This window comes from Janthinobacterium sp. SUN128 (assembly GCF_030587275.1).
GTDB classification, from domain to species: Bacteria; Pseudomonadota; Gammaproteobacteria; order Burkholderiales; family Burkholderiaceae_D; genus Janthinobacterium; species Janthinobacterium lividum.
In genome coordinates, this window is record NZ_JAPWHY010000001.1 from 2598969 (window position 1) to 2618652 (window position 19684).

Sequence of the window (19684 nt, forward strand, 5' to 3'; positions counted from 1 at the left end):
TCATGGCTCAAGCCTCCACGGCAAGGATGGGGATCACGGTGCTGCGGCGTTCATCTGGCGTGGCGGGCCGGATCTGGCCCCGCTCTTCGACGAACACCACGTTTTCATCGCCTTTGTCGCTGTTGACGAAATGGCGGAAGCGCTGGCGCACGGCGGGGTTGGAAACGGCCTCCCTCCACTCGCAGGCATACGTGTCGACCACGTGCTGCATGTCCGCTTCCAGCTCGTGGGCGATGCCCAGGCGGTCGGCCACGACGACGGCTTTCAGGTAATCGAGGCCCCCTTCCAGATTGTCGCGCCACACGCTGGTGCGCTGCAGGCGGTCGGCCGTGCGCACGTAGAACATCAGGAAGCGGTCGACGTAGCGCACCAGGGTGGCTTCATCGAGGTCGGACGCCAGCAACTCCGCATGGCGCGGCTTCATGCCGCCATTGCCGCACACGTACAGGTTCCAGCCCTTTTCCGTGGCGATCAGGCCGATGTCCTTGCCCTGCGCCTCGGCGCATTCGCGCGTGCAGCCGGAGACGCCGAACTTGATCTTGTGCGGCGTGCGCAAGCCCTTGTAGCGATTTTCCAGCTGGATCGCAAACCCCACGCTGTCGGCCACGCCATAGCGGCACCAGGTGGAGCCGACGCACGATTTCACCGTGCGCAGCGATTTGCCGTAGGCGTGGCCCGACTCGAAGCCGGCCGCGATCAGTTCTTCCCAGATGGCCGGCAGCTGTTCGACGCGCGCGCCGAACAGGTCGACCCGCTGGCCGCCGGTGATTTTCGTGTAGAGACCGTATTTTTTCGCCACCATGCCCACGGCGATCAGGCCGTCGGCCGTCACTTCGCCGCCCGGCATGCGCGGCACGACGGAATACGTGCCATCCTTCTGGATATTGCCGAGAAAATAATCGTTGCTGTCCTGCAGGCTGGCGTGCACGGGAGACAGGACGAAATCGTTCCAGCACGATGCCAGGATGTTCGCCGCCACGGGCTTGCACACGTCGCAACCCAAACCCTGGCCATGCGCGGACAGCAGCGCGCCGAAGCTGCGGATTTTTCCCACGCGGACCAAGTGGTGCAATTCCTGGCGCGAGTACGCAAAGTGTTCGCACACGTGGTTGTTGACGGCCAGGCCCTGCTTCTGCATTTCCGCCTTCATGATCTGCGTCACCAGCGGCACGCAGCCGCCGCACGCGGTGCCCGCTTTCGTGCAGGATTTTAATGCGCCGATGGTGGTGGCGCCATCGGCGACGGCCGCGCACAGCGCGCCTTTGGACACGTCATTGCACGAGCAGATTTGCGCCGACTCGGGCAAGGCATCCACGCCCAGGCCCGCCTTTTGCTGGCCGTCTGCCTGGGGCAGGATCAGAAACTCGGGGGATGCCGGCAGCTCGATTTTATTGAGCATCATCTGCAGCAAGGTGCCGTACTCGCTGGCGTCGCCCACCATCACGCCGCCCAGCAGGTATTTGCCGCAATCGGAAACGACGATCTTCTTGTAGATCTGCTTGCGTTCATCCATGAACTGGTAGGAGCGGCTGCCCGGCGCATTGCCGTGCGGGTCGCCCAGGCTGGCCACGTCCACGCCCATCAGTTTGAGCTTGGTGCTCATGTCGGCGCCCTTGAACGAGGCTTCGCCCTCTTCCTGCAGCACGTGGCGCGCCGCGATGCGCGCCATTTCATAGCCGGGCGCCACCAGGCCAAACACCAGGCCGCCCCACAGCGCGCATTCGCCGATCGCGTAGATGTCCGGATCGGACGTGACGCAGCTGTCGTCGATGGCGATGCCGCCGCGTGGTCCCACGTCCAGGCCGCAGGCGCGCGCCAGTTCGTCGCGCGGGCGGATGCCGGCCGAGAAGACGATCATGTCCGCTTCCAGGTGGCTGCCGTCGGCAAACTGCATGCGGTGCGTGGCCGCTTCGCCGTCGACGATGGCCAGGGTATTCTTTTGCGTGTGCACGGTCACACCCAGTTCCTCGATCTTGCGGCGCAGGACGCGCGCGCCGCCTTCATCGACCTGCACGGCCATCAGGCGCGGCGCGAATTCCACCACGTGGGTGTCCAGCTTCAGATCCCTCAAGGCCTTCGCGCATTCGAGACCCAGCAATCCCCCGCCGATCACCACGCCTGTTTTTGACTTTCCGCCCCAGGCCAGCATGGCTTCCAGGTCTTCGATGGTGCGGTAGACGAAGCAGCCATCGCGCTCCTTGCCCGGCAGCGGCGGCACGAACGGCGTGGAGCCGGTGGCGAACACCAGCTTGTCGTAGCCCAGCACTTCACCCGTGCTGGCGGTGACGGTTTTTGCCGCGCGGTCGATGGACACGGCGCGCGCATTGAGCTTCAGGACGACGTTGCCCTTGTCGAAGAAGCCGGGCGCCACCAGCGACAGGTCCTCGGCCGATTTTCCGCTGAAAAATTCGGACAGGTGCACCCTGTCGTAGGCGGGGCGCGGCTCTTCGCACAAGACCATCACGGACAGGCGCGTGTTGTTCTCCAGCGCCAGGCGTTCGAGGAATTTGTGTCCGACCATGCCATGGCCAAGGACGACGATGTTCAAGGGGTGGTTCATTGTTCTCTCCTCAGGCCGCGGCCATGTTTGGTTCGGCCGCTTCGCGGGTAAAGCGCACTGCGATGGCGCACAGGGCCGAGATCACCACCAGCGCGCTGAGGATGATCAGGGTCTGGCGGATGTCGCCCGTGCCCTTCATCAGGAAGCCGGCCGCCACGGCGCCCACGTTGCCGCCGGCGCCGATGATGCCGGCCACGCCGCCCAGGGCACGGCTGTCGATGAAGGGCACCAGCGCGTAGGTCGCGCCGCACGCCATGTGGGTGAACAGGCCGAAGACCAGCATGGCGATGACGGCGTACGTGACGCTGTCGACCTTGGCAAACCACAGCAGGCCCACGCCTTCGCCGATCATCAGCATGAACAGCAGGGTGACGCGGCTGTTCAGGTTGCCGCGCAGGGCCAATTTATCCGACATCCAGCCGCCCAAAGCGCGGGCAAACAGGGCCAGCAAGCCGAAGCTGCCGGCGGCCAGGCCGGCCGATTTCAGCGACAGGCCGAAATGGTCGACGTAGTACACGGCGGCGATGTTGTGGATGAAGATTTCGATGCCGAAGCAGGCACCGTAGGTGACGAACAGCAGCCACACGCGATAATTGCTGCTGGCGGCCTTGAAGCTGTCCCAGCCCCCCTTCTTGCCACCCTCGATAGGCACGCCGGCGGCGCGCAAGTCCGCGTAATTACCTTCCGGGCAATCCTGCGTATAGCGCCAGTAGAGGGCGGCCATCACCAGCATCAGCACGCCCGGCACCAGCAGGGCCACGCGCCAGCCCATCGATTCGGACACGCCCAGCATCAGCACGGCACCGAGCAGCAAGGGCATCAGCGCCTGCGCCGCGCCGCCGCCCGCATTGCCCCAGCCGGCTGCCGCCGCATTCGCCGTCCCCACTACGCGGGGCGCGAACATCACGGAGGTGTGATATTGCGTGATGACAAAGCTGGCGCCAACGGCGCCGATGCCCAGGCGGAAGAACAGAAAGCTTTCATAGCTTTGCGAAGCGGCCACGCCCAGCACGGGAATGGCACCCAGCAGCAGCAAGCCCGTGTAGGTCTTGCGTGGGCCGTAGCGGTCGCACAATGGCCCCACGATCAGGCGCACGAGGATAGTGATGGCGACGGCCGCGATATTGATGTTCGCCACTTGTGCCAAGGAAAGGCCGAACTCGCCCTTGATGACCGGCATCAAGGGGGCGCAGGCGAACCATGCGAAGAAACACACGAAAAATGCCATCCACGTCAGGTGGAATGCGCGCATGGGTGGCGTGGCGAGGGAGAAGAGCGCGATGCTCGTTGCTTTTTGGCTGGCCATGATAGGTTCCCGAAATATCCCGTTGATAAAACAAAACGGCGCCCGCCCCCGCCGATGAGAAAAATCAGCCTGGGCGGACGCCGTTGTCCATGTGGTCCGTCGTTGGACCGTTGTGCGTTTATTCAGGGGATCGCCGTTGATCCGTACCTTCTGTTTAGCAAGTGCCGTGCCAGCTTGCCTGACGGGCACGCAGCATCATTCACACCGGCTTTGCGCCAGATCATGGCCAATCACGGTGCAAGCATGCCACTTGCTGGTGCATGCGGGAACCAGCAAATGGCATATCTTGTCTAACTGCCATCTGAAGCAGTACGGGAGGCCACGATGGTCAAGACACTGCGTTGGCTACGGCCGCCATGGCTGGCTGGGGTGTGTGCGGGGCTGCTGCTCATTACGTGGAGTAACACTGCCGCCGCGCAAGAGCCGAAGGAACACAGCGAACTCGATGCCACCGTCGCCGCGCCCTTTCACGCCGCGCGCGGCGAGCGGGCAACGCAGGCGCGTGCATTTGTCGTGCGCCTCGCCTATCCGGGCGAAGGCCGCACCCATGCGGTGCGCTGGACATTGACCTTGTCCGGCCCGGGGCCGCAAGGCGCCGTGCTGCGGCGCTGGTCGGGCACGCAACAGGTAGGTGCCGGCGGCATGAGTGTCACCTTGCCCTGGGATGGCCGCGCCGGCGCCGATGCGCCCAAACGGCGGGGGCTGGCGCCAGACGGCTTGTACCAGTTGCGCCTGCTTGCCGTGGCCGATGCGGGCACGCCACAGGAAACGCAGGTGGAGCAGCAATGGCCGATCCAGGTGCTGCGGCGCAGCAGCACGGCGCCCACGGTGCCCGCCTTCCAGGCCGGCTTGCAACAACTGCCCAGCCTGGAAGGCCAGCCCGGCTACCGCATCGTCTACGCCAACCTGCACAGCCAGACGCGCCACAGCGACGGCGGCGCGGCGCTCGACGCCTGCCATGGCGCGCAGGATCCGCAAACGGCGCCCTTCGGCCCCATAGATGCCTACAAGTATGCGCAGCAACATGGGCTCGACGCCCTGCTGACATCCGAGCACAACCATATGTATGACGGTTCCGACGGCACCAACCCAGCCGCCACCGCTGCCGAAGCGACAGCCCTGTACCAGACGGGGCTGGCCGAAGCGGCCGCGTATTCGGCCGCCCACCCCGGTTTCCTGGCCCTGTACGGCATGGAATGGGGCGTCATCAACAAGGGCGGCCACCTGAACATCTTCAATAGCGAGCAGCTGCTGGGCTGGGAACGGAACGCCCTGGGCGAGCTGCTGGCCGAGGTGGAAACGCCGAAGGGCGATTACGCGGGCCTGTACGCGCTGATGCGCGAACGGGGCTGGGTCGGCCAGTTCAACCACCCCGCCCAAACGGGCCAGTTTCTCGTCAATGGCCAGCCGCTGGGCTACACGCCGGATGGCGACGCGGCCATGGTGCTGTGCGAAGTCATGAACACGTCCGCGTTTTCCACCAACGACCAGGAAACGGAGACGCGGCGCAGCAATTACGAGGCAGCCTGCAACCGCGCCCTGTCAGCCGGCTACCACCTGGCCTTCAGCAGCAACCAGGACAACCACTGCGCCAACTGGGGCGCGTCGTATGGCAACCGCACGGCCGTGCTGGTGACCAGCCCGGCCGCCGGCATGCCTGTTTCACGCGACAGCTTCCTCGAAGCGCTGCGCGCGCGCCGCGTGTTCGCCACCATGGACAAGCATGCGCAGCTGCTGTTCACGGCCAACGGCAAGCTGATGGGCGAGCGTTTCGACAACCATGGCCCCTTGCACCTGGCCACGCATTTCAGCAACAGCGCGGGGCGGCAAGCGGCCGCCATTGCCATCTTCCACGGCGTGCCGGGAAGCAATGGCTCCGTCACACAAGTGTCTGACCAGGCCGAACTCACCCTCACGCCCGCGCCCGGCCCCCACTTCTATTACGCGCGGCTGGTGCAGGACGATGGCAACATCGTCTGGTCGGCGCCCGTGTGGATCAATCAGTTGCCGTGACGGTGACAGTGGCAGCGGGGGCGGAATGCCGGGCCATCAGCTCGGCCACCCAGTCGATGAAGACGCGCAGTTTCTTGCTGACATGGCGGTTCGGTGGATAGGCAAGATAGAGCGGCATGGCATCAACCGTCCATGCGGGGAACAGCGGCAGCAGCTCGCCCCTGGCCACGTGCGGCCGCGCCATGTAGTCGGGCAGCCACAGCACGCCCAGCCCCGCCACCCCGGCCGCCAGGTAGGCGTTGCCGTCGTCGATCGACAGCACGTACTGGCCATGGATCTTCACGCTCTGGCCCTCGCGGTGCATCACGTACGGAAAGCCGTTGCCGCTGCTGGCCCAGCGAAAGCGCACGATGCGGTGCGCGCTGTCCTGCAAGTCCAGCGGATGCAAGGGCGTGCCCACCCGCTGCAGATAGGCGGGCGCCGCATACACGCCCAGCGGCAAGTCGGCGAGCTTGCGCGCCATCAGCGACTGGTCGGTGATGTCACCGCCGCGTATCACGCAATCGACATTCTCGCCGATCACGTCGACCATGCGGTCGCTGGCGCCCATGTCGAGCACGATATCGGGATACCGCGCATGAAACCCGGGCAGCGCCGGCACCAGCAGCAAAGCGGCGAGCGGACTGGGCACGTCCACCCGCAACTGGCCCCGCGGCAAGGCGGCGGCGTGCGGCAAGCTCGTTTCGATTTCTTCCAGGGTGTCGAGCACCTGCACGATGCGCTCGTAGTAGGCGGCGCCATCGGCCGTTACATTGACCTTGCGCGTGGTGCGGTTCAGCAGCTTCAGGCGCAGCCGCGCCTCGAGCTGCTGCACCAGCTGCGTCACCGTGGTGCGGCTCATGTGCAAGGTCGCGGCCGCCCGCGTAAAACTGCCCGTCTCGACCACCCGCACGAAAGCCTTCATCGCATCAAACCTGTCCATCTACACCTCCGCCATTCGATTGTTTGGATTATACAAACAGTGCAGGCGATTCTGGCCGCTTTATCAGCCGGCTGGCAGCAGATAAAGTGTTCTCCAGGCAGCAACTTCGCTGCATCAACAAAGGAAAGCTGATGAAACGCGACGTCGTATTCCCTCCGGGCCGCCAAGCCCTGTATGAACAGAACCGCTATTCCCCGGCCGTGCGCGCCAACGGCCTGCTGTTCGTCTCCGGCCAGGTTGGCAGCCGCGAAGACGGCACGCCCGAACCCGGGCTCGACGCCCAGGTCCGGCGTGCGTTCGACAACCTGAACGCCATCTTGCAAGCGGCCGGCTGTACCTTCGACGATGTGCAGGACGTAACCATCTTCATCGTCGACCCGCAGGCCAACTTCCAGCGCATCTGGGATATCGTGCAGGCCGGATATTGGGGCCAGGCGCCGCACCCGACGGTGACGGCCGTGGGCGTGACGTGGCTGTATGGTTTCCAGTTCGAGATCAAGGTGGTGGCCAGGCTGCCTGGCCACCACGCAGACCCTGGAAGCGTGCAGGAAAAATAGCGGCAGGTTGTCCCTCGCACGATTGCCCGCCGCAAGGTGTGCTGGCACTGATCTGTGGCAACATGGCAGCGCCGTTTGGACAGCATGTTGACAGCAAGGCGGCGCAAGCAACCCATGCCAGGAAACCCAATGAAGCCAAAAGCGCTGATCATCGCCCATATCGAAGCGTTCTTGCTGGAGCCGCTGAGCGCAGCAGGCTTCAAGTTCTCGCCAAGCCAGCTGACGTTCAAGCGCACGCAGAACGAATTCGTCCAGGCCATCCATTTCCAGGCCAACCGCCATAACGAAGAGCATGTCTGCGTGGCATTCTGGAGCCACTATCAGGTTTCGTCCAGATCCTATACATCGTGGCACAAGGCGCGTTACGCTCACGAACCTGCCAACAATATCGTTGGCGATGTGGCCGACTGGAATATCAGAAACTGGCAATTTCCTGTCATCGATGGCAAGGAGGACAAGGAACACCAGCTCGTCGATCCGTCCCATCGGACAACAGTCATGGCCTGCCTGCGGGACAATCTGCTGGAGTTGGCCATTCCCTGGCTCGACCAACGGTCCAACTGGGAAAAGGCGGCCCTGGCCCTGGTCGAAGCGCAAGGCTCGCATGCCAGGGCCTGCGATTTTTATCTGATGGCCGGCAAGCAGGAAAAAGCCTTGTGGGCCTTGCACGAAGGCATTGCCTACTGGGAAAGAAACCCCAAGGCATCTTATCCGCAAGAAAAAGAGGAGATCGCTTTGCGTATGGAACACTACTTCAATGCGACACCAATCTGAACCATGACAGAGATCACTTGCCCCTACGATGGCGACTGCGGGCACTCATTCGCCCCCAGCGCAATGGCAGCGTCGGATGGCGCGTTCTTAACGACGGCCATCGCCAAAAAGATGACGTTCATGTTCCTGCACTGCCCCGCATGTACAAGGATGTTCCAGTTCAATCCGGTCGCCTGGACAGCGCAGGCTTGCGAAGCTGCCGCGCCCAAGGCTGCCAGGGTAGCGAAGAAAAGCGGCAAGCAGCTGGACAAATTGCTGGCCAGGGAAAAAGTGGCCCTGCCCCCGGCCTATCTCGATTACCTCCACAGCGGAAAGTCGCGTCGCGAGGTGGCGATCTGCAGCGATGAAGATCCTTTCACACTGTACAGCCTGGACGAGTTGTGCAAGGAGGTCGATGTGGATGGAACAAGCTATCTGGCAGTCAGGCAACTGGCAGGCTTTGCCCAGACCCTGGCGCAAGCGGCGGGAGCCGGCTCGAAGCAGGCAGCACCGTTCAGTCCTGCCGAGCTGGCGGCTTGCCTGGCCATCGGCGAGGAAAATACGCGCATCCTGTTCATCGACAGCCGCGACAACGAGGCATTGTGGATTTATCACCCCGACGGCGGCGATGTCGACAAGACACGGCTCACCGTGACCTCCCTGATTGGGCCTGGCGCCCCCTGAAGGGCGCATCACGCCGCAGATTCTGCGGCCTGCTTCCGTTCCAGCAAACAATATTGGAAAAGCATGTTAATTCTTAAATAGTCGTTTATAGACACTGGTTCCCCGCAGCAATCCATGGCACCATGGGTGCGCCGTTTTGACAGCAACACGGCACAACCGACCATCGTCAAGGAACCCTGTCCATGTCTTTTTATCGCAAGTTTGCCGGCAGCATGCTGCTGGGCCTGGCCACGGCGGGCGTCGCCCATGCCCAAGCCACGGCGCCCGCCACCGCCCCTACCGATCCCCACCTTTGGCTGGAAGAAGTCCTCGGCGACAAGCCGCTGGCCTGGGTCAGGCAGCACAATGCCGTCGCCACCAGGGAACTGGAAAGCCAGCCCGGCTTCCCCGCCCTGCAGGCGCGCCTGAAAACCATTCTCAATTCCAAGGAACGCATTCCCTACGTCAGCAAGGAAGGCGAGTATTACTACAACTTCTGGCGCGACGCCCAGCACGTGCGCGGCATCTGGCGCCGCACCACCCTGGCGCAATACCAGCTGGCCGAGCCAAATTGGGAAACCGTGATCGACCTCGACCAGCTGGCCGCCGGCGAAAGTGAAAACTGGGTCTGGGGCGGCGCCACCTGCCTGTATCCGAAGGGCGAACGCTGCCTCATTTCCCTGTCGCGCGGCGGCGGCGACGCCAAGGTGGTGCGCGAATACGACGTGGCCAGGCGCGCCTTTGTCGACGGCGGCTTTACCCTGCCCGAAGCGAAGGGCAGCGCCAGCTGGATCGACCAGGATACCCTGTTCGTCTCCACGGATTTCGGCCCCGGCTCGATGACCAGCTCCGGCTACCCGCGCATCATCAAGCAGTGGCAGCGCGGCACGCCGCTGGCGCAGGCGCAAACGCTGTATGAAGCCAAAGCCGACGACCTGAGCGCGGGCGCCTACAAGGATTTCACGCCCGGCCACGAACACCAGTTCATCGAGCGGCAAATCGATTTCTACAGCGGTGAAATGTTCCTGCGCGACGGCGCCGAGTTGAAGAAAGTGCCGAAACCGGACGACGCGACGGCATTCACCGTGCGCGACCAGCTGGTCATCACTCTGCGCTCGGACTGGAAAGTCAACGGCAAGACCTATGCGCAAGGTTCGCTGCTGGCGACCGACTTCAAGTCTTTCATGCAGGGCAAGCAGGAACTGGAAGTGCTGTACGCGCCAACGGCCACGTCTTCGCTGGACAATGTCACGGCGACGAAATCGGCCATCCTCGTGACGACCCTGGACAAGGTCAAGAACCGCCTGACGGAACTGCGCCACGTGAACGGCAAGTGGCAGCGCCGCGCCGTCGATGCGCCCAAGCTGGGTACCCTGGCCGTCAGCGCGCTCGATCCCGTCGATTCGGACCAATACTTCCTGACGGTGACCGACTTCCTCAATCCGACCACCCTGTACCTGGCCACGGCGCAGAGCGACAAGCGCACGAAAATCAAGTCGCTGCCCGCCTACTACGACGCGGCGCCGTACAAGGTGGAGCAGTTCGAATCGACATCGAAGGATGGCACCAGGGTGCCGTATTTCGCCATCATGGCCAAGAAGACGAAGTTCGACGGCAGCAACCCCACCGTGCTGTATGGCTATGGCGGCTTCGAAGTGTCGCTGAAACCCAGCTACAGCGGCACCACGGGCGTGGCGTGGCTGGAAAAGGGCGGCGTGTACGTGCTGGCGAATATCCGCGGCGGCGGCGAATTCGGTCCCCGCTGGCATCAGGCGGCATTGAAGGAAAACCGCCAGCGCGCGTATGACGACTTTATCTCGGTGGCGCAGGATCTGATCAAGCGCAAGGTCACCAGCCCGCGCCACCTGGGCATCATGGGCGGCAGCAATGGCGGCCTGCTGACGGGCGCCGTGCTGGTGCAGCGTCCCGACCTGTTCAACGCCGTCGTCAGCCAGGTGCCGCTGCTCGACATGCGCCGCTACAACAAGATGCTGGCGGGCGCCTCGTGGATGGGAGAGTACGGCGACCCGGACGTGCCGGAACAATGGGCTTATATCAGCAAGTACTCGCCGTACCAGAACGTCTTCAAGGACAAGAAATATCCGCGCGTGCTGTTTACCACTTCGACGCGCGACGACCGGGTCCACCCTGGCCATGCGCGCAAGATGGTGGCGAAGATGGTAGAGCAAGGCCACGACGTGCTGTACTGGGAAAACACGGAAGGCGGCCATGCGGGTGCCGCCAACAACGACCAGCAGGCGCTGATGTGGGCGCTGACCTACACCTTCCTGCTGGAGCAGCTGAAGTAATGGGCTGGTGTCGGATTACGCATCCCGCTAATCCGACCTGCCCGGCCTGCCCCGCTGCAGGATTGCCTACTTCGCCTGCGCGCTGGGGCGTTCGGCGATGCGGTCGCGGTAAGCCTGCAGGTTGGCCAAGCCTTCCGCGCCGGGACGGTACTTCATCAGGCCACGCGCAAATTCCAGCGCACAAAAAGCCGTGATGTCGGCAATCGTGAACCGTTCGCCGGCGATGTACGGCTGGCTGCCCAGCACCTGGTCCAGCCATTGCGCCGTTTCGCGCAGCTTGCCCGCCTGCGCCGCGGCGAAATCGGGAAACTGCGGGTTTTCCAGCGCCACCAGGGCCGGATGGCCGTGGCGCACCCAGTTGGCGGTGGCGCTGAACAAATGCAGTTCCACGCGGCGGTCGGCCATTTCGATGAAGGCGCGTTCCTCGAAGCCTTCGCCCATCAGGTTCGGCTGCGGCTGCAAGCCTTCCAGGTAGGTGCAGATGGCGCGCGTCTCGGTCAGCACGCGCCCGTCCGCCAATTCCAGCACGGGTACGCGGCCCAGCGGGTTTTTCGCCAGGAAGGCGGGATCGCGGTGCTGCCCCGCCATCAGGTCGAGCGCCACTTCCTCGATGCCGGTGATGCCCTTCTCGGCGATGAACATGGTGACGCGGCGTGGATTGGGCGTGCGGGGGCTGATAGTCAGTTTCATGTGCAGGTCTCGTCTCGTTGTAGTGGTGGATGGTGGTTGACAATCAGGTGCGGCACCAGCCTGTGGCAATGCAGTCAGGCGCCCATCATACCAGCGCACCGTCGTGGTGCGGCGCTCCTGGCGCGTTGACTTTGCCCCCATTTCCACTTAGATTGCTGTACGGGAACGCTGGCTTCCAGTTCCAGCGATGTCCCCCAACCGCCATCAACGCTCGCAGCCTACCCGGCCGGCGGGCGTTTTACCCATGAACGAAGGGCATACCATGCATCGCACACCGACTCCGCGTTTCCGCCGCAGCCATCTGGCCGCCGCCGTCCTGGCGCTGACCGCCGTCACCGGCTTCACCCCGGGCCACGCCGCGCCCGCCGCCAAATACGCGTCGGCCAGCCACGCCCTTGGCACCACCACGCAGCTGCCGCGCGGCGTCACGCCTTTGCACTACATCCTGTCGATCACGCCGGATGCCGCCGCCTCGACCTTCAAGGGCGAAGCCGCCATCAAGGTGGCCGTCGACACGCCAACGGCCAGCATCACCTTCAATGCCTTGAACCTGGCGTTTGCCGCCGCCGCCATCGAAGGCGCGGGCGGCAGCAAGCAGGTGACGCGCAAGATCGATATCGATGCGGACAAGCAGACGGCCACCGTGCATTTTGCCGAGCCGCTGGCCAAGGGCGAGTACCTGTTGCGCATCGACTACACCGGCAAGATCGGCACGCAGGCGACGGGCCTGTTCTCGCTCGACTACGATACGCCGCAAGGACGCCAGCGCGCCCTGTACACGCAGTTCGAGAATTCGGATGCGCGCAGCATGCTGCCATCGTGGGATGAACCGGACTACAAGGCCACCTTCGCGCTGGACGTGGTCGTGCCGAGCAACCAGATGGCCGTCGGCAACATGCCGATCGCCCGCAGCGAAGAGCTGGGCAATGGCAAGAAGCACGTGTATTTCGCCACCACGCCGCGCATGTCGACCTATCTGCTGTTCTTCGGCCTGGGCGACTTCGAGCGCGCCACGGCCATGAGCGACGGCACGGAAATAGGCGTCATCACGAAGAAGGGCGCGCTGGCGCAAAGCCGCTTCGCGCTCGACGAATCGGCCGCCCTGCTGCGCGAATACAACGATTATTTCGGCGTGCGCTATCCGCTGCCCAAGCTCGACAACATCGCCGCGCCGGGCCGCAGCCAGTTCTTCGGCGCCATGGAAAACTGGGGCGCCGTCTTCACCTTCGAATACGGCCTGCTGCTCGACCCGACCATCTCGACGCAGACCGACAAGGAAAACATCTACACCACCCTGTCGCATGAAATGGCGCACCAGTGGTTCGGCGACCTGGTCACCATGCGCTGGTGGGACGACCTGTGGCTCAACGAAGGTTTTGCGTCGTGGATGGAAAGCCGCACCACGGAGCGTCTGCACCCGGAATGGAACACGGCCCTGTCCAACGTGGGCGGACGCGAATCGGCGATGAGCCAGGATGCGCTGCGCACCACGCACCCGGTGGTGCAGCGCATCGCCACCGTGGAACAGGCCAGCCAGGCCTTCGACGGCATCACCTACCAGAAGGGTGAAGCGGTGATCCGCATGCTCGAAGCGTACGTGGGCGCCGACACGTGGCGCACGGCCGTGCGCAGCTACATGCGCAAGCATGCATATGGCAATACGGTGTCGGACGACCTGTGGCGCGAAGTCGATGCGGCCGCGGGCAAGCCCGTCAGCGCCATCGCCCATGACTTCACCCTGCAGCCGGGCGTGCCGATGATCACCGTCGGCGCAGCCGTGTGCAGGAAGGGCAGTACGCGCGTGACCTTGACGCAGACGGAATTTTCCAAGGATCAGCCGGACAAGAAGCCGCTGTCGTGGAAAGTGCCGGTGATCGCTTCGACGGTCGGCAACGGCAAGCTGGCCAAGGTAGTGATCAAGAATGGCAAGGCGACCCTGAACGTGCCCGGTTGCGGCGCCCTGCTGGTGAACGCGGGCCAGAGCGGCTACTACCGCACCCTGTACGCGCCAGCCGGCACGCACGCGCTGGCGGGCAGCTTCGCGCGCCTGGCGCCGATCGACCAGCTGGGCTTGCTGGCGGACAGCCAGTCGCTGGGCATGGCGGGCTTGCAAGACCCGGCGGCTTTCCTGGAACTGGTGAAGGCCACGCCGCTGTCGGCCGACCCGCAAGTGCTGGGCCGGGTGGCCGGCTCGCTGAACAGCCTGTATGAGCAGTATGCGGGCGATAGCGCGGAAAGCAAGGCGCGCCAGCAGGCTTTCGGCCGCTTTGCCATGGCGCGCCTGGCGCCGATGATGGCGCAGACGGGCTGGGAAGCGCGCGCGGGCGAAGCATCGAGCGTGGCGACCCTGCGCGGACGCCTGATTTCCATCCTCGGCGACATGGGCGAGCCGGGGGTGATCGCCGAAGCGCGCCGCCGCTACGCGGCCAGCGAACAGGCCGGTGAGCAAAATGCGGCCGCCATGCCTGCGCCGTTGCGCCGCACCATCCTGGGCGTGGTGGCGCAGCATGCGGACGCCGCCACCTGGGAGCAGCTGCACGCCAAGGCGCAGCGGGAAAAGACGCCGCTGGTCAAGAACCAGCTGTACGACTTGCTGGCCTCGACCGACGATGCGGCCCTGGCGCAGCGGGCGCTGGCGCTGGCATTGACGGATGAACCTGGCGTGACCAACAGCCCGGCCATGATCTCGCGCGTGTCGCGCAGGCATCCTGAGATGGCCTTCGACTTCGCGCTGGCGCACCTGGAGCAAGTCAATGCGCGCATCGACGCCAGTTCGCGCAGCCGCTACTTCCCGCGCCTGGCGGCCGGTTCGGCGCAACCGGAAATGATCGCCAAGCTGGAAGCGTATGCGCAGGCCAACCTGCCGGCCAGCGCGCGCGGCGACGCCGACAGTTCCGTGGCCGGCATCAAATACCGCATCAAGGTGCGTGCCGAGCGCCTGCCGGCCGTCGATGCGTGGCTGGCCAAGCAAACGGGCTAAGCGCCCGCGCCCGGCGCCGCAGTAAGGCGGCGCCGGGCATTTTCCAGCCCTGTACGAAAATCCGGGCAAAAAAAACCGGCTTCGCAAGGTGCGGTAGCCGGTTGAAACGCTGTTTCAGAGCGCAGGGATAAAACGGAAAACACATGAAAAAGTGGAAATCGTGCCGGTCATTGAGGTGTCCGGCAACCTTGCGCCCGGGGTTTCCGTGCGCCATGTATCCACTATGCCAGCCCTTGCCGGAAACAGGCTTAGGACTTCATTAAATCCCCGCCCGATCCCCGCATTTCCCCTGTCCCACCCTGCAATCATTACTATAAAACAAGTTTTACATATCTGGTGCCGATGGTTGAGCTCACCGGCTAAGCTGTTGAGTCATGCCTGCATCCTATCGCTCCCGGAGCGTAGTGATTTGCGCATTGCATGCTGTGTGCCAACAAAAGCATCATAACAGCGCCATATGACCGCCTTATGACGTAGCGCTATGGTGCGCCGCCCTCCTTCGCGGAACTTTTGATACCCGTCAACTCTATTTCCACGCGGCGGTTCGGCTGCAGACAGGCGATCAGGGCGGCGCGCGGCGCCACCTTGTCGCAGGCGGCGACGGGTTCCGCCTTGCCCTTGCCATACGCGCTGATGACATTGGCGATGCCTTGCTCGCGCAGCAACTGCTTCACCGTCAGCGCGCGCCGTTCGGACAGGGCCTGGTTGTAGCTGTCCGAACCCAGGCGGTCCGTGTGGCCCGTTACGGAAAGCGTATCGATCTGCACATAGCCCTGCTTCAGGCGCGCCGCCAGTTCCCGGATTTTCTCGACGCCCTGCGGCAGCACGTCGGCCGCACCCGCCTTGTCGAAGCGGAACAAGGCATCCATGTCCAGCGTGATGCGCTCATGCTCGATGCGCGGCGGCAGGATTTCCGGCGGCTTCGGCTTGTCGGCCGGACAAGCCGAAGCGGCGGACTGGGCGGCGGCCTGCGCATCCTCGGCCAGCTGCACGTAGGGATTCGCGTGGCGCCAGCCCTGCTGCTTGTACTCATTGCCCGCATGCACCAGCTCCACTTCGCCGCACGCCACCTTCTGCGCCGCGCAGGCGAAGCCGGGCGACTCGCGCAACGTTCCAAAGCCGGACCACAGATCGTCGCGCAGGCGCGTGGCATCGTTCAGCAGCGGCGTGGCGTCGCCAGGATTGGGCGTGCTGCCGTCTTCCAGCGCGGCGACGATCTTTGCCGATTCCTGCAAGGCTTGCAGGGGAAAGGCCGAGCGGTCGTTGCGCGTGTACTCATGGAAGGACACGTCGAGCCAGCATTGCGCCTTGGACAGGTAATAATCGCCCACGCGCACGCCGCCGTCGTTGAGCTTCTTGATGCGCTCCTGCAGCACGCGGTAAGCCTGCTGGTCCGCGGAGACGGCCTGGTCGCTGATGCGCAGCTGGGGCATGGCCAGCGGCGCCGTCGGCAGGGTGGGCGTGGCCGCCTGGGCCAGTCCCATGGCCAGCAGGCTGGCGAGCGGTATCAGTGCGTTCATTGTTATCTTCGTCGGTGTCATCGTCGGTGTCATTTTCGGAGTCATGGTGGTTTTCATGGCCGGGCCAGGGTACGGTTGATGGTGGCGTCTTTGCCTTTGAACAGGTTTTCATCGAACTTGAAGCGCAGGCGCAGGTAGGGGCCGCGCGCCGTGTAGTCGGCGCCCGTCAGGTCGCGGTCGGAAAAGCCCGACCAGTTGTGTCCGGCCGACAGCCACAGGTTCTGCGCCAGCAGATAGCCCACTTCGACGCCATTGGCCCACTGGCGGCTGCCCCCTTGCGGGCTGCCCATCACGGCCGCCAGCACGCCGATATCCCAGTGCTTGCTGATGTCGTACACGGTGCGCCCGGAAAACAGCCATGCCGTGTATTTCTCTTGCCCGGCAGGCAGGTTCTTGTCGTTGTTGTGTTTGGCGGCGACCCGGCCCGTGAACCACCACGGACGGCTGGGGTGGTAATCGAGGTGCGTGGAAACGATATGCGCGCGGTAATTGTCGCCATCGATCTGCGACTGGTCGCGCACAGTCTTGTACTCGTAGCGGGCCAGGCCGTTGAAACGGTTGTCGTCCACGGGGCGCCAGGCAAAGCCCAGCTGCGCCCTATCCTGCAGCACGTTGCCGACAGGCGCGCCGCTGGCGTCGTCGTTGTTGCGCGTGTACAGCAGGTAATTACGCGCAAGCAAAGTCCAGTCGCGGCTCAGCTTGCGCGCCCAGGCGATGGTATTGAGCCATTGATCCTGGCGCTGGTTGCCCGGCGCGATCTCGCTGTCGAACAATCGCCGGTACTCGAGCTTGACGGAGCCACGCCACAGGGGATTGACGGCATAGTCGAATCCCGCCGCCACGGCCACGGCTTGCTGTTGCTGACCGTTCATGACTTTCAGGTATTCGATATTCGTGTTCGCCGCCAGCCCCTCGCCCAGGTTCCACGTGTTGCGCAAGCCGGACGCCAGCTGCAGGTCGCGCTGGTTGCTCAGGCTGTAATCCATGGCGTCGCGCATGCGGTACTCGCCAAACACGGTGCCGCCCGGCATGTAGCCCGTATCCGCGCCGGCGATGAAACTGGTGCTGCGGTCGGCCGGATTGAGCGAGTAGGCGGATGCCAGCCCCGTCTGGTTTTCATAGCGCGCGTACAGGCGGCTGCGTTCGGCCAGCTGGTATTGCGCGCCCAGGCCATAGCGGTGCTGGTCCGCATCGGAGACGCTTTTTTCCACGTCGCCATTCAGCGTCCAGCGCTCCGTGGCCTTGTATTGCGCCCCCAGGCGCACGGTGGTGGCGTCCAGCGGCGCCGTCGTGCCCGTGGCAGCGCCGGGATTGATCGGCGCAAACGTGGTGATGCTGCCGCCCGTGACAGGATCGATGGCCGTATTGGCCGTGCCGTTGCCGAAGAAGCCGCCCGTGGGATTGAGGCCCGTGCCCAGCGGCGAGGTATTCGGCGCGATGCCGGCCGTCGACGGCATGCCGCCGCTCTCCTTCATGTGCTGGACGGACACGTCGAGCAGCCAGCGTTCGCTGGCGTTCCACGCCACGCCCAGGCGCTGCGCATCGCGGCGCGCATCCGTGCTGCGCTCGTCGCTGCGGATGGCCTCGCCATACACGGTGACGGCGGGACTGAGCTTGTAGCCCGCCTTCACGCCCGCCTCGCCCCGTCCGCCCGTGATGCCGGCCGCCGTATTGTTGAAATCCCTGTCGGAACGGTTCCAGTAGGCTTTCGCTTCCAGCTTGTCATCCTTGTGCTGCAACTCGACCCGGGCCGCATTGCCGCTGACTTCATCGCGCAGCTCGCCCGCCTGGCCGGACGGCGTCGTGTAGATGCTGCCGCCCGCGCTGTAGCTGGTGGACGTGGTGCGCGCCACTTCGAGCACCAGCAGGCTGTGCTCGCCGAAGCGCAAGCCCGCATTGACGCTGTGCAATTTATACGGCGACAAGGGGTTTTTATCTTCCACGGCCGAGCCGCCGAGCGACACCATCTTGCCCAGTTGCGCCTGCCCATCCACGCCCAGGGTCCAGAATTTTTCGCCGCCCTGGTCCACCTCATAGCTGATGCGGATCGATTGCGGGTCGCCATTCGGCGTCAGCGCGGGAATCGCCTGCTTGAACAGGATGCGTCCGCTGAACGGCTCGAAGCTGTAATCCTCGAAACGGCGCAGCTGCGTCACTTGCACGATATTGCCGTTCTGGTTCTTGTCGCGCACCACGATCTCGATCTTTTCCGAGTTTTCGATGGCGTTGTTGTTGCGCACGGCAAACGGTCCCGACGTGCCGTTCGCCCGGTATTCCTCGACGACCTGCTTGAGGCTATCGTTGATGGCGAAGGCATTCGCGACGATGCCATCCCGCTCGTAATGGCCGCGCCCGCCCGTGGCCGTGCGGTTGTACTGGCCCAATTTTCTCTGCTGCAAGTTGACCACGGCGCCGCCGCCCGTCATCTGGCTGAAGCCGTCGCCGGTGGCAAAGTCGCCGTACAGCACATAGCTTTTCTGCTGGTCGATGCGCACGTACAGGCGGTCGCTGGAGCGGGCGTCGAAATTGCGCACGGAACTGTCGCCGTAGACGGGATAAAACTCTTCCGGACTGACGTCGCGCATGAGACGCGCGCGCGTATCCTTGTCCGAGTCGTAGGCGGCCGTCAGCAAGGCGTCGCCACGGATCGTCCCTTTTAAAAACATCGCCGCGCGGCCCGCCACGTTGGCCTTGCCATTGTTGAAGGCGCGGCTCCAGCGCACGATGTCGCGTTCAAAACCGTCATTGAAGCGCGACGGCGAAATGTCGCTGCTCGACAGGCTGCGCTTGCTGATGATGCCGTCGATCAAGCCCACGGCCAGCATGTCACGCAGTTCCGGCAAGAAACTGATCGTGCCCTGCGCCGCCACGGCACCGGCCGACACGCGCAGCAGCACGTCCTGCGGCGTGGCCGGAGCCAGCAGGCTGAAGCTCGCTACACCATCCTCCACCGTCAATTGCGTGCCGGGCGTGACCTTGTCGGCGTCGCGCCGCTCCGGGCCCAGTTCATCCGTGCGGGCGCCGGGCAGCAGGATACGCCCGCCGCTGGCCTCGATGGTCAGCAAGGCCGTGCCCGTCAAGGGCTTGTCCTGCGCGTCATACAGCCTGACCGTCACCTTGACGGGGCTCTGGCCATCGGCCGGTGCCTCGCCGTGATCCGTCTCGACGGCGATGCGCGCCACGCCCCGGTTGATGGCGTAATCGGTGCCGCCGACCTTGCCGGCGAGGAAGGACGGCGCCGCCACGACGGAGCCTGCCGCATGCTCCGGCAAGGGCAGTTGCGCCAGACTGGCGGCCGGGAATGCCAGCAGGGCCAGCGCGGCGGCCATGCGCCGGGGCGCGGGGAGCGTTCTCTTCATGGCTTGTTTCTCTTTGGCGGCATTGGCAGGCGGCAAGTAGGGTAAAAGAGGC

At 64.3% G+C, this 19684-nt stretch carries 12 protein-coding genes; 6 read left to right on the top strand and 6 right to left on the bottom strand.

The window, feature by feature from the left end; genetic code table 11:
* Positions 1 to 7: 7 nt before the first annotated feature.
* Together nirB and O3297_RS11790 are read right to left on the bottom strand one after the other, a co-directional pair.
* Positions 8 to 2560 carry a nitrite reductase large subunit NirB gene (gene nirB, locus O3297_RS11785; protein ID WP_305048778.1) on the bottom strand — a complete coding sequence of 851 codons (2553 nt, stop codon included), beginning with the start codon at positions 2558 to 2560 and terminating at the stop codon, positions 8 to 10.
* 10 nt (positions 2561 to 2570) lie between these two features.
* Positions 2571 to 3866 (bottom strand): MFS transporter, encoded by a 1296-nt coding sequence (locus tag O3297_RS11790; protein WP_034779126.1) that lies wholly within the window; start codon positions 3864 to 3866, stop codon positions 2571 to 2573.
* A gap of 324 nt (positions 3867 to 4190) precedes the next feature.
* Between O3297_RS11790 and O3297_RS11795 the strand changes: the two genes are divergently transcribed.
* Positions 4191 to 5879: a CehA/McbA family metallohydrolase gene (locus O3297_RS11795; protein WP_305048779.1), complete on the top strand. Its 1689-nt coding sequence runs from the start codon at positions 4191 to 4193 to the stop codon at positions 5877 to 5879.
* Here the strand turns inward: O3297_RS11795 and O3297_RS11800 are convergent.
* Positions 5863 to 6801: a LysR family transcriptional regulator gene (locus O3297_RS11800; RefSeq protein WP_305048780.1), complete on the bottom strand. Its 939-nt coding sequence runs from the start codon at positions 6799 to 6801 to the stop codon at positions 5863 to 5865. The genes O3297_RS11795 and O3297_RS11800 overlap by 17 nt on opposite strands.
* 128 nt (positions 6802 to 6929) lie before the next feature.
* Between O3297_RS11800 and O3297_RS11805 the strand changes: the two genes are divergently transcribed.
* From O3297_RS11805 to O3297_RS11820, 4 genes are all read left to right on the top strand, one after another.
* Entirely contained in the window at positions 6930 to 7358 is a 429-nt protein-coding gene (locus tag O3297_RS11805; RefSeq protein WP_099394675.1) for a RidA family protein, read from the top strand.
* 129 nt (positions 7359 to 7487) lie between these two features.
* Complete coding sequence (locus tag O3297_RS11810) at positions 7488 to 8132, top strand: DUF4304 domain-containing protein (RefSeq protein ID WP_305048781.1); 645 nt, start codon at positions 7488 to 7490, stop codon at positions 8130 to 8132.
* Positions 8133 to 8135: 3 nt separating this feature from the next.
* Entirely contained in the window at positions 8136 to 8795 is a 660-nt protein-coding gene (locus O3297_RS11815; protein WP_305048782.1) for a hypothetical protein, read from the top strand.
* Positions 8796 to 8977: 182 nt separating this feature from the next.
* On the top strand, positions 8978 to 11083 hold the full coding sequence (locus O3297_RS11820; RefSeq protein WP_305048783.1) for a prolyl oligopeptidase family protein: 2106 nt from the start codon (positions 8978 to 8980) through the stop codon (positions 11081 to 11083).
* A 66-nt stretch (positions 11084 to 11149) separates the two neighbouring features.
* Here O3297_RS11820 and O3297_RS11825 read toward each other — a convergent pair whose 3' ends face one another.
* Positions 11150 to 11773 carry a glutathione S-transferase family protein gene (locus tag O3297_RS11825; RefSeq protein WP_305048784.1) on the bottom strand — a complete coding sequence of 208 codons (624 nt, stop codon included), beginning with the start codon at positions 11771 to 11773 and terminating at the stop codon, positions 11150 to 11152.
* A gap of 262 nt (positions 11774 to 12035) precedes the next feature.
* Between O3297_RS11825 and O3297_RS11830 the strand changes: the two genes are divergently transcribed.
* Entirely contained in the window at positions 12036 to 14753 is a 2718-nt protein-coding gene (locus O3297_RS11830) for a M1 family metallopeptidase (RefSeq protein WP_305048785.1), read from the top strand.
* Between the two features lie 479 nt (positions 14754 to 15232).
* On the opposite strand, the gene O3297_RS11835 is transcribed toward O3297_RS11830, so the two are convergent.
* Positions 15233 to 16273 carry an OmpA family protein gene (locus O3297_RS11835; RefSeq protein WP_305048786.1) on the bottom strand — a complete coding sequence of 347 codons (1041 nt, stop codon included), beginning with the start codon at positions 16271 to 16273 and terminating at the stop codon, positions 15233 to 15235.
* A gap of 53 nt (positions 16274 to 16326) precedes the next feature.
* Positions 16327 to 19632, bottom strand: a complete 3306-nt coding sequence (locus O3297_RS11840; RefSeq protein ID WP_305048787.1) for a hypothetical protein — start codon at positions 19630 to 19632, stop codon at positions 16327 to 16329.
* Between the last annotated feature and the right edge of the window lie 52 nt (positions 19633 to 19684).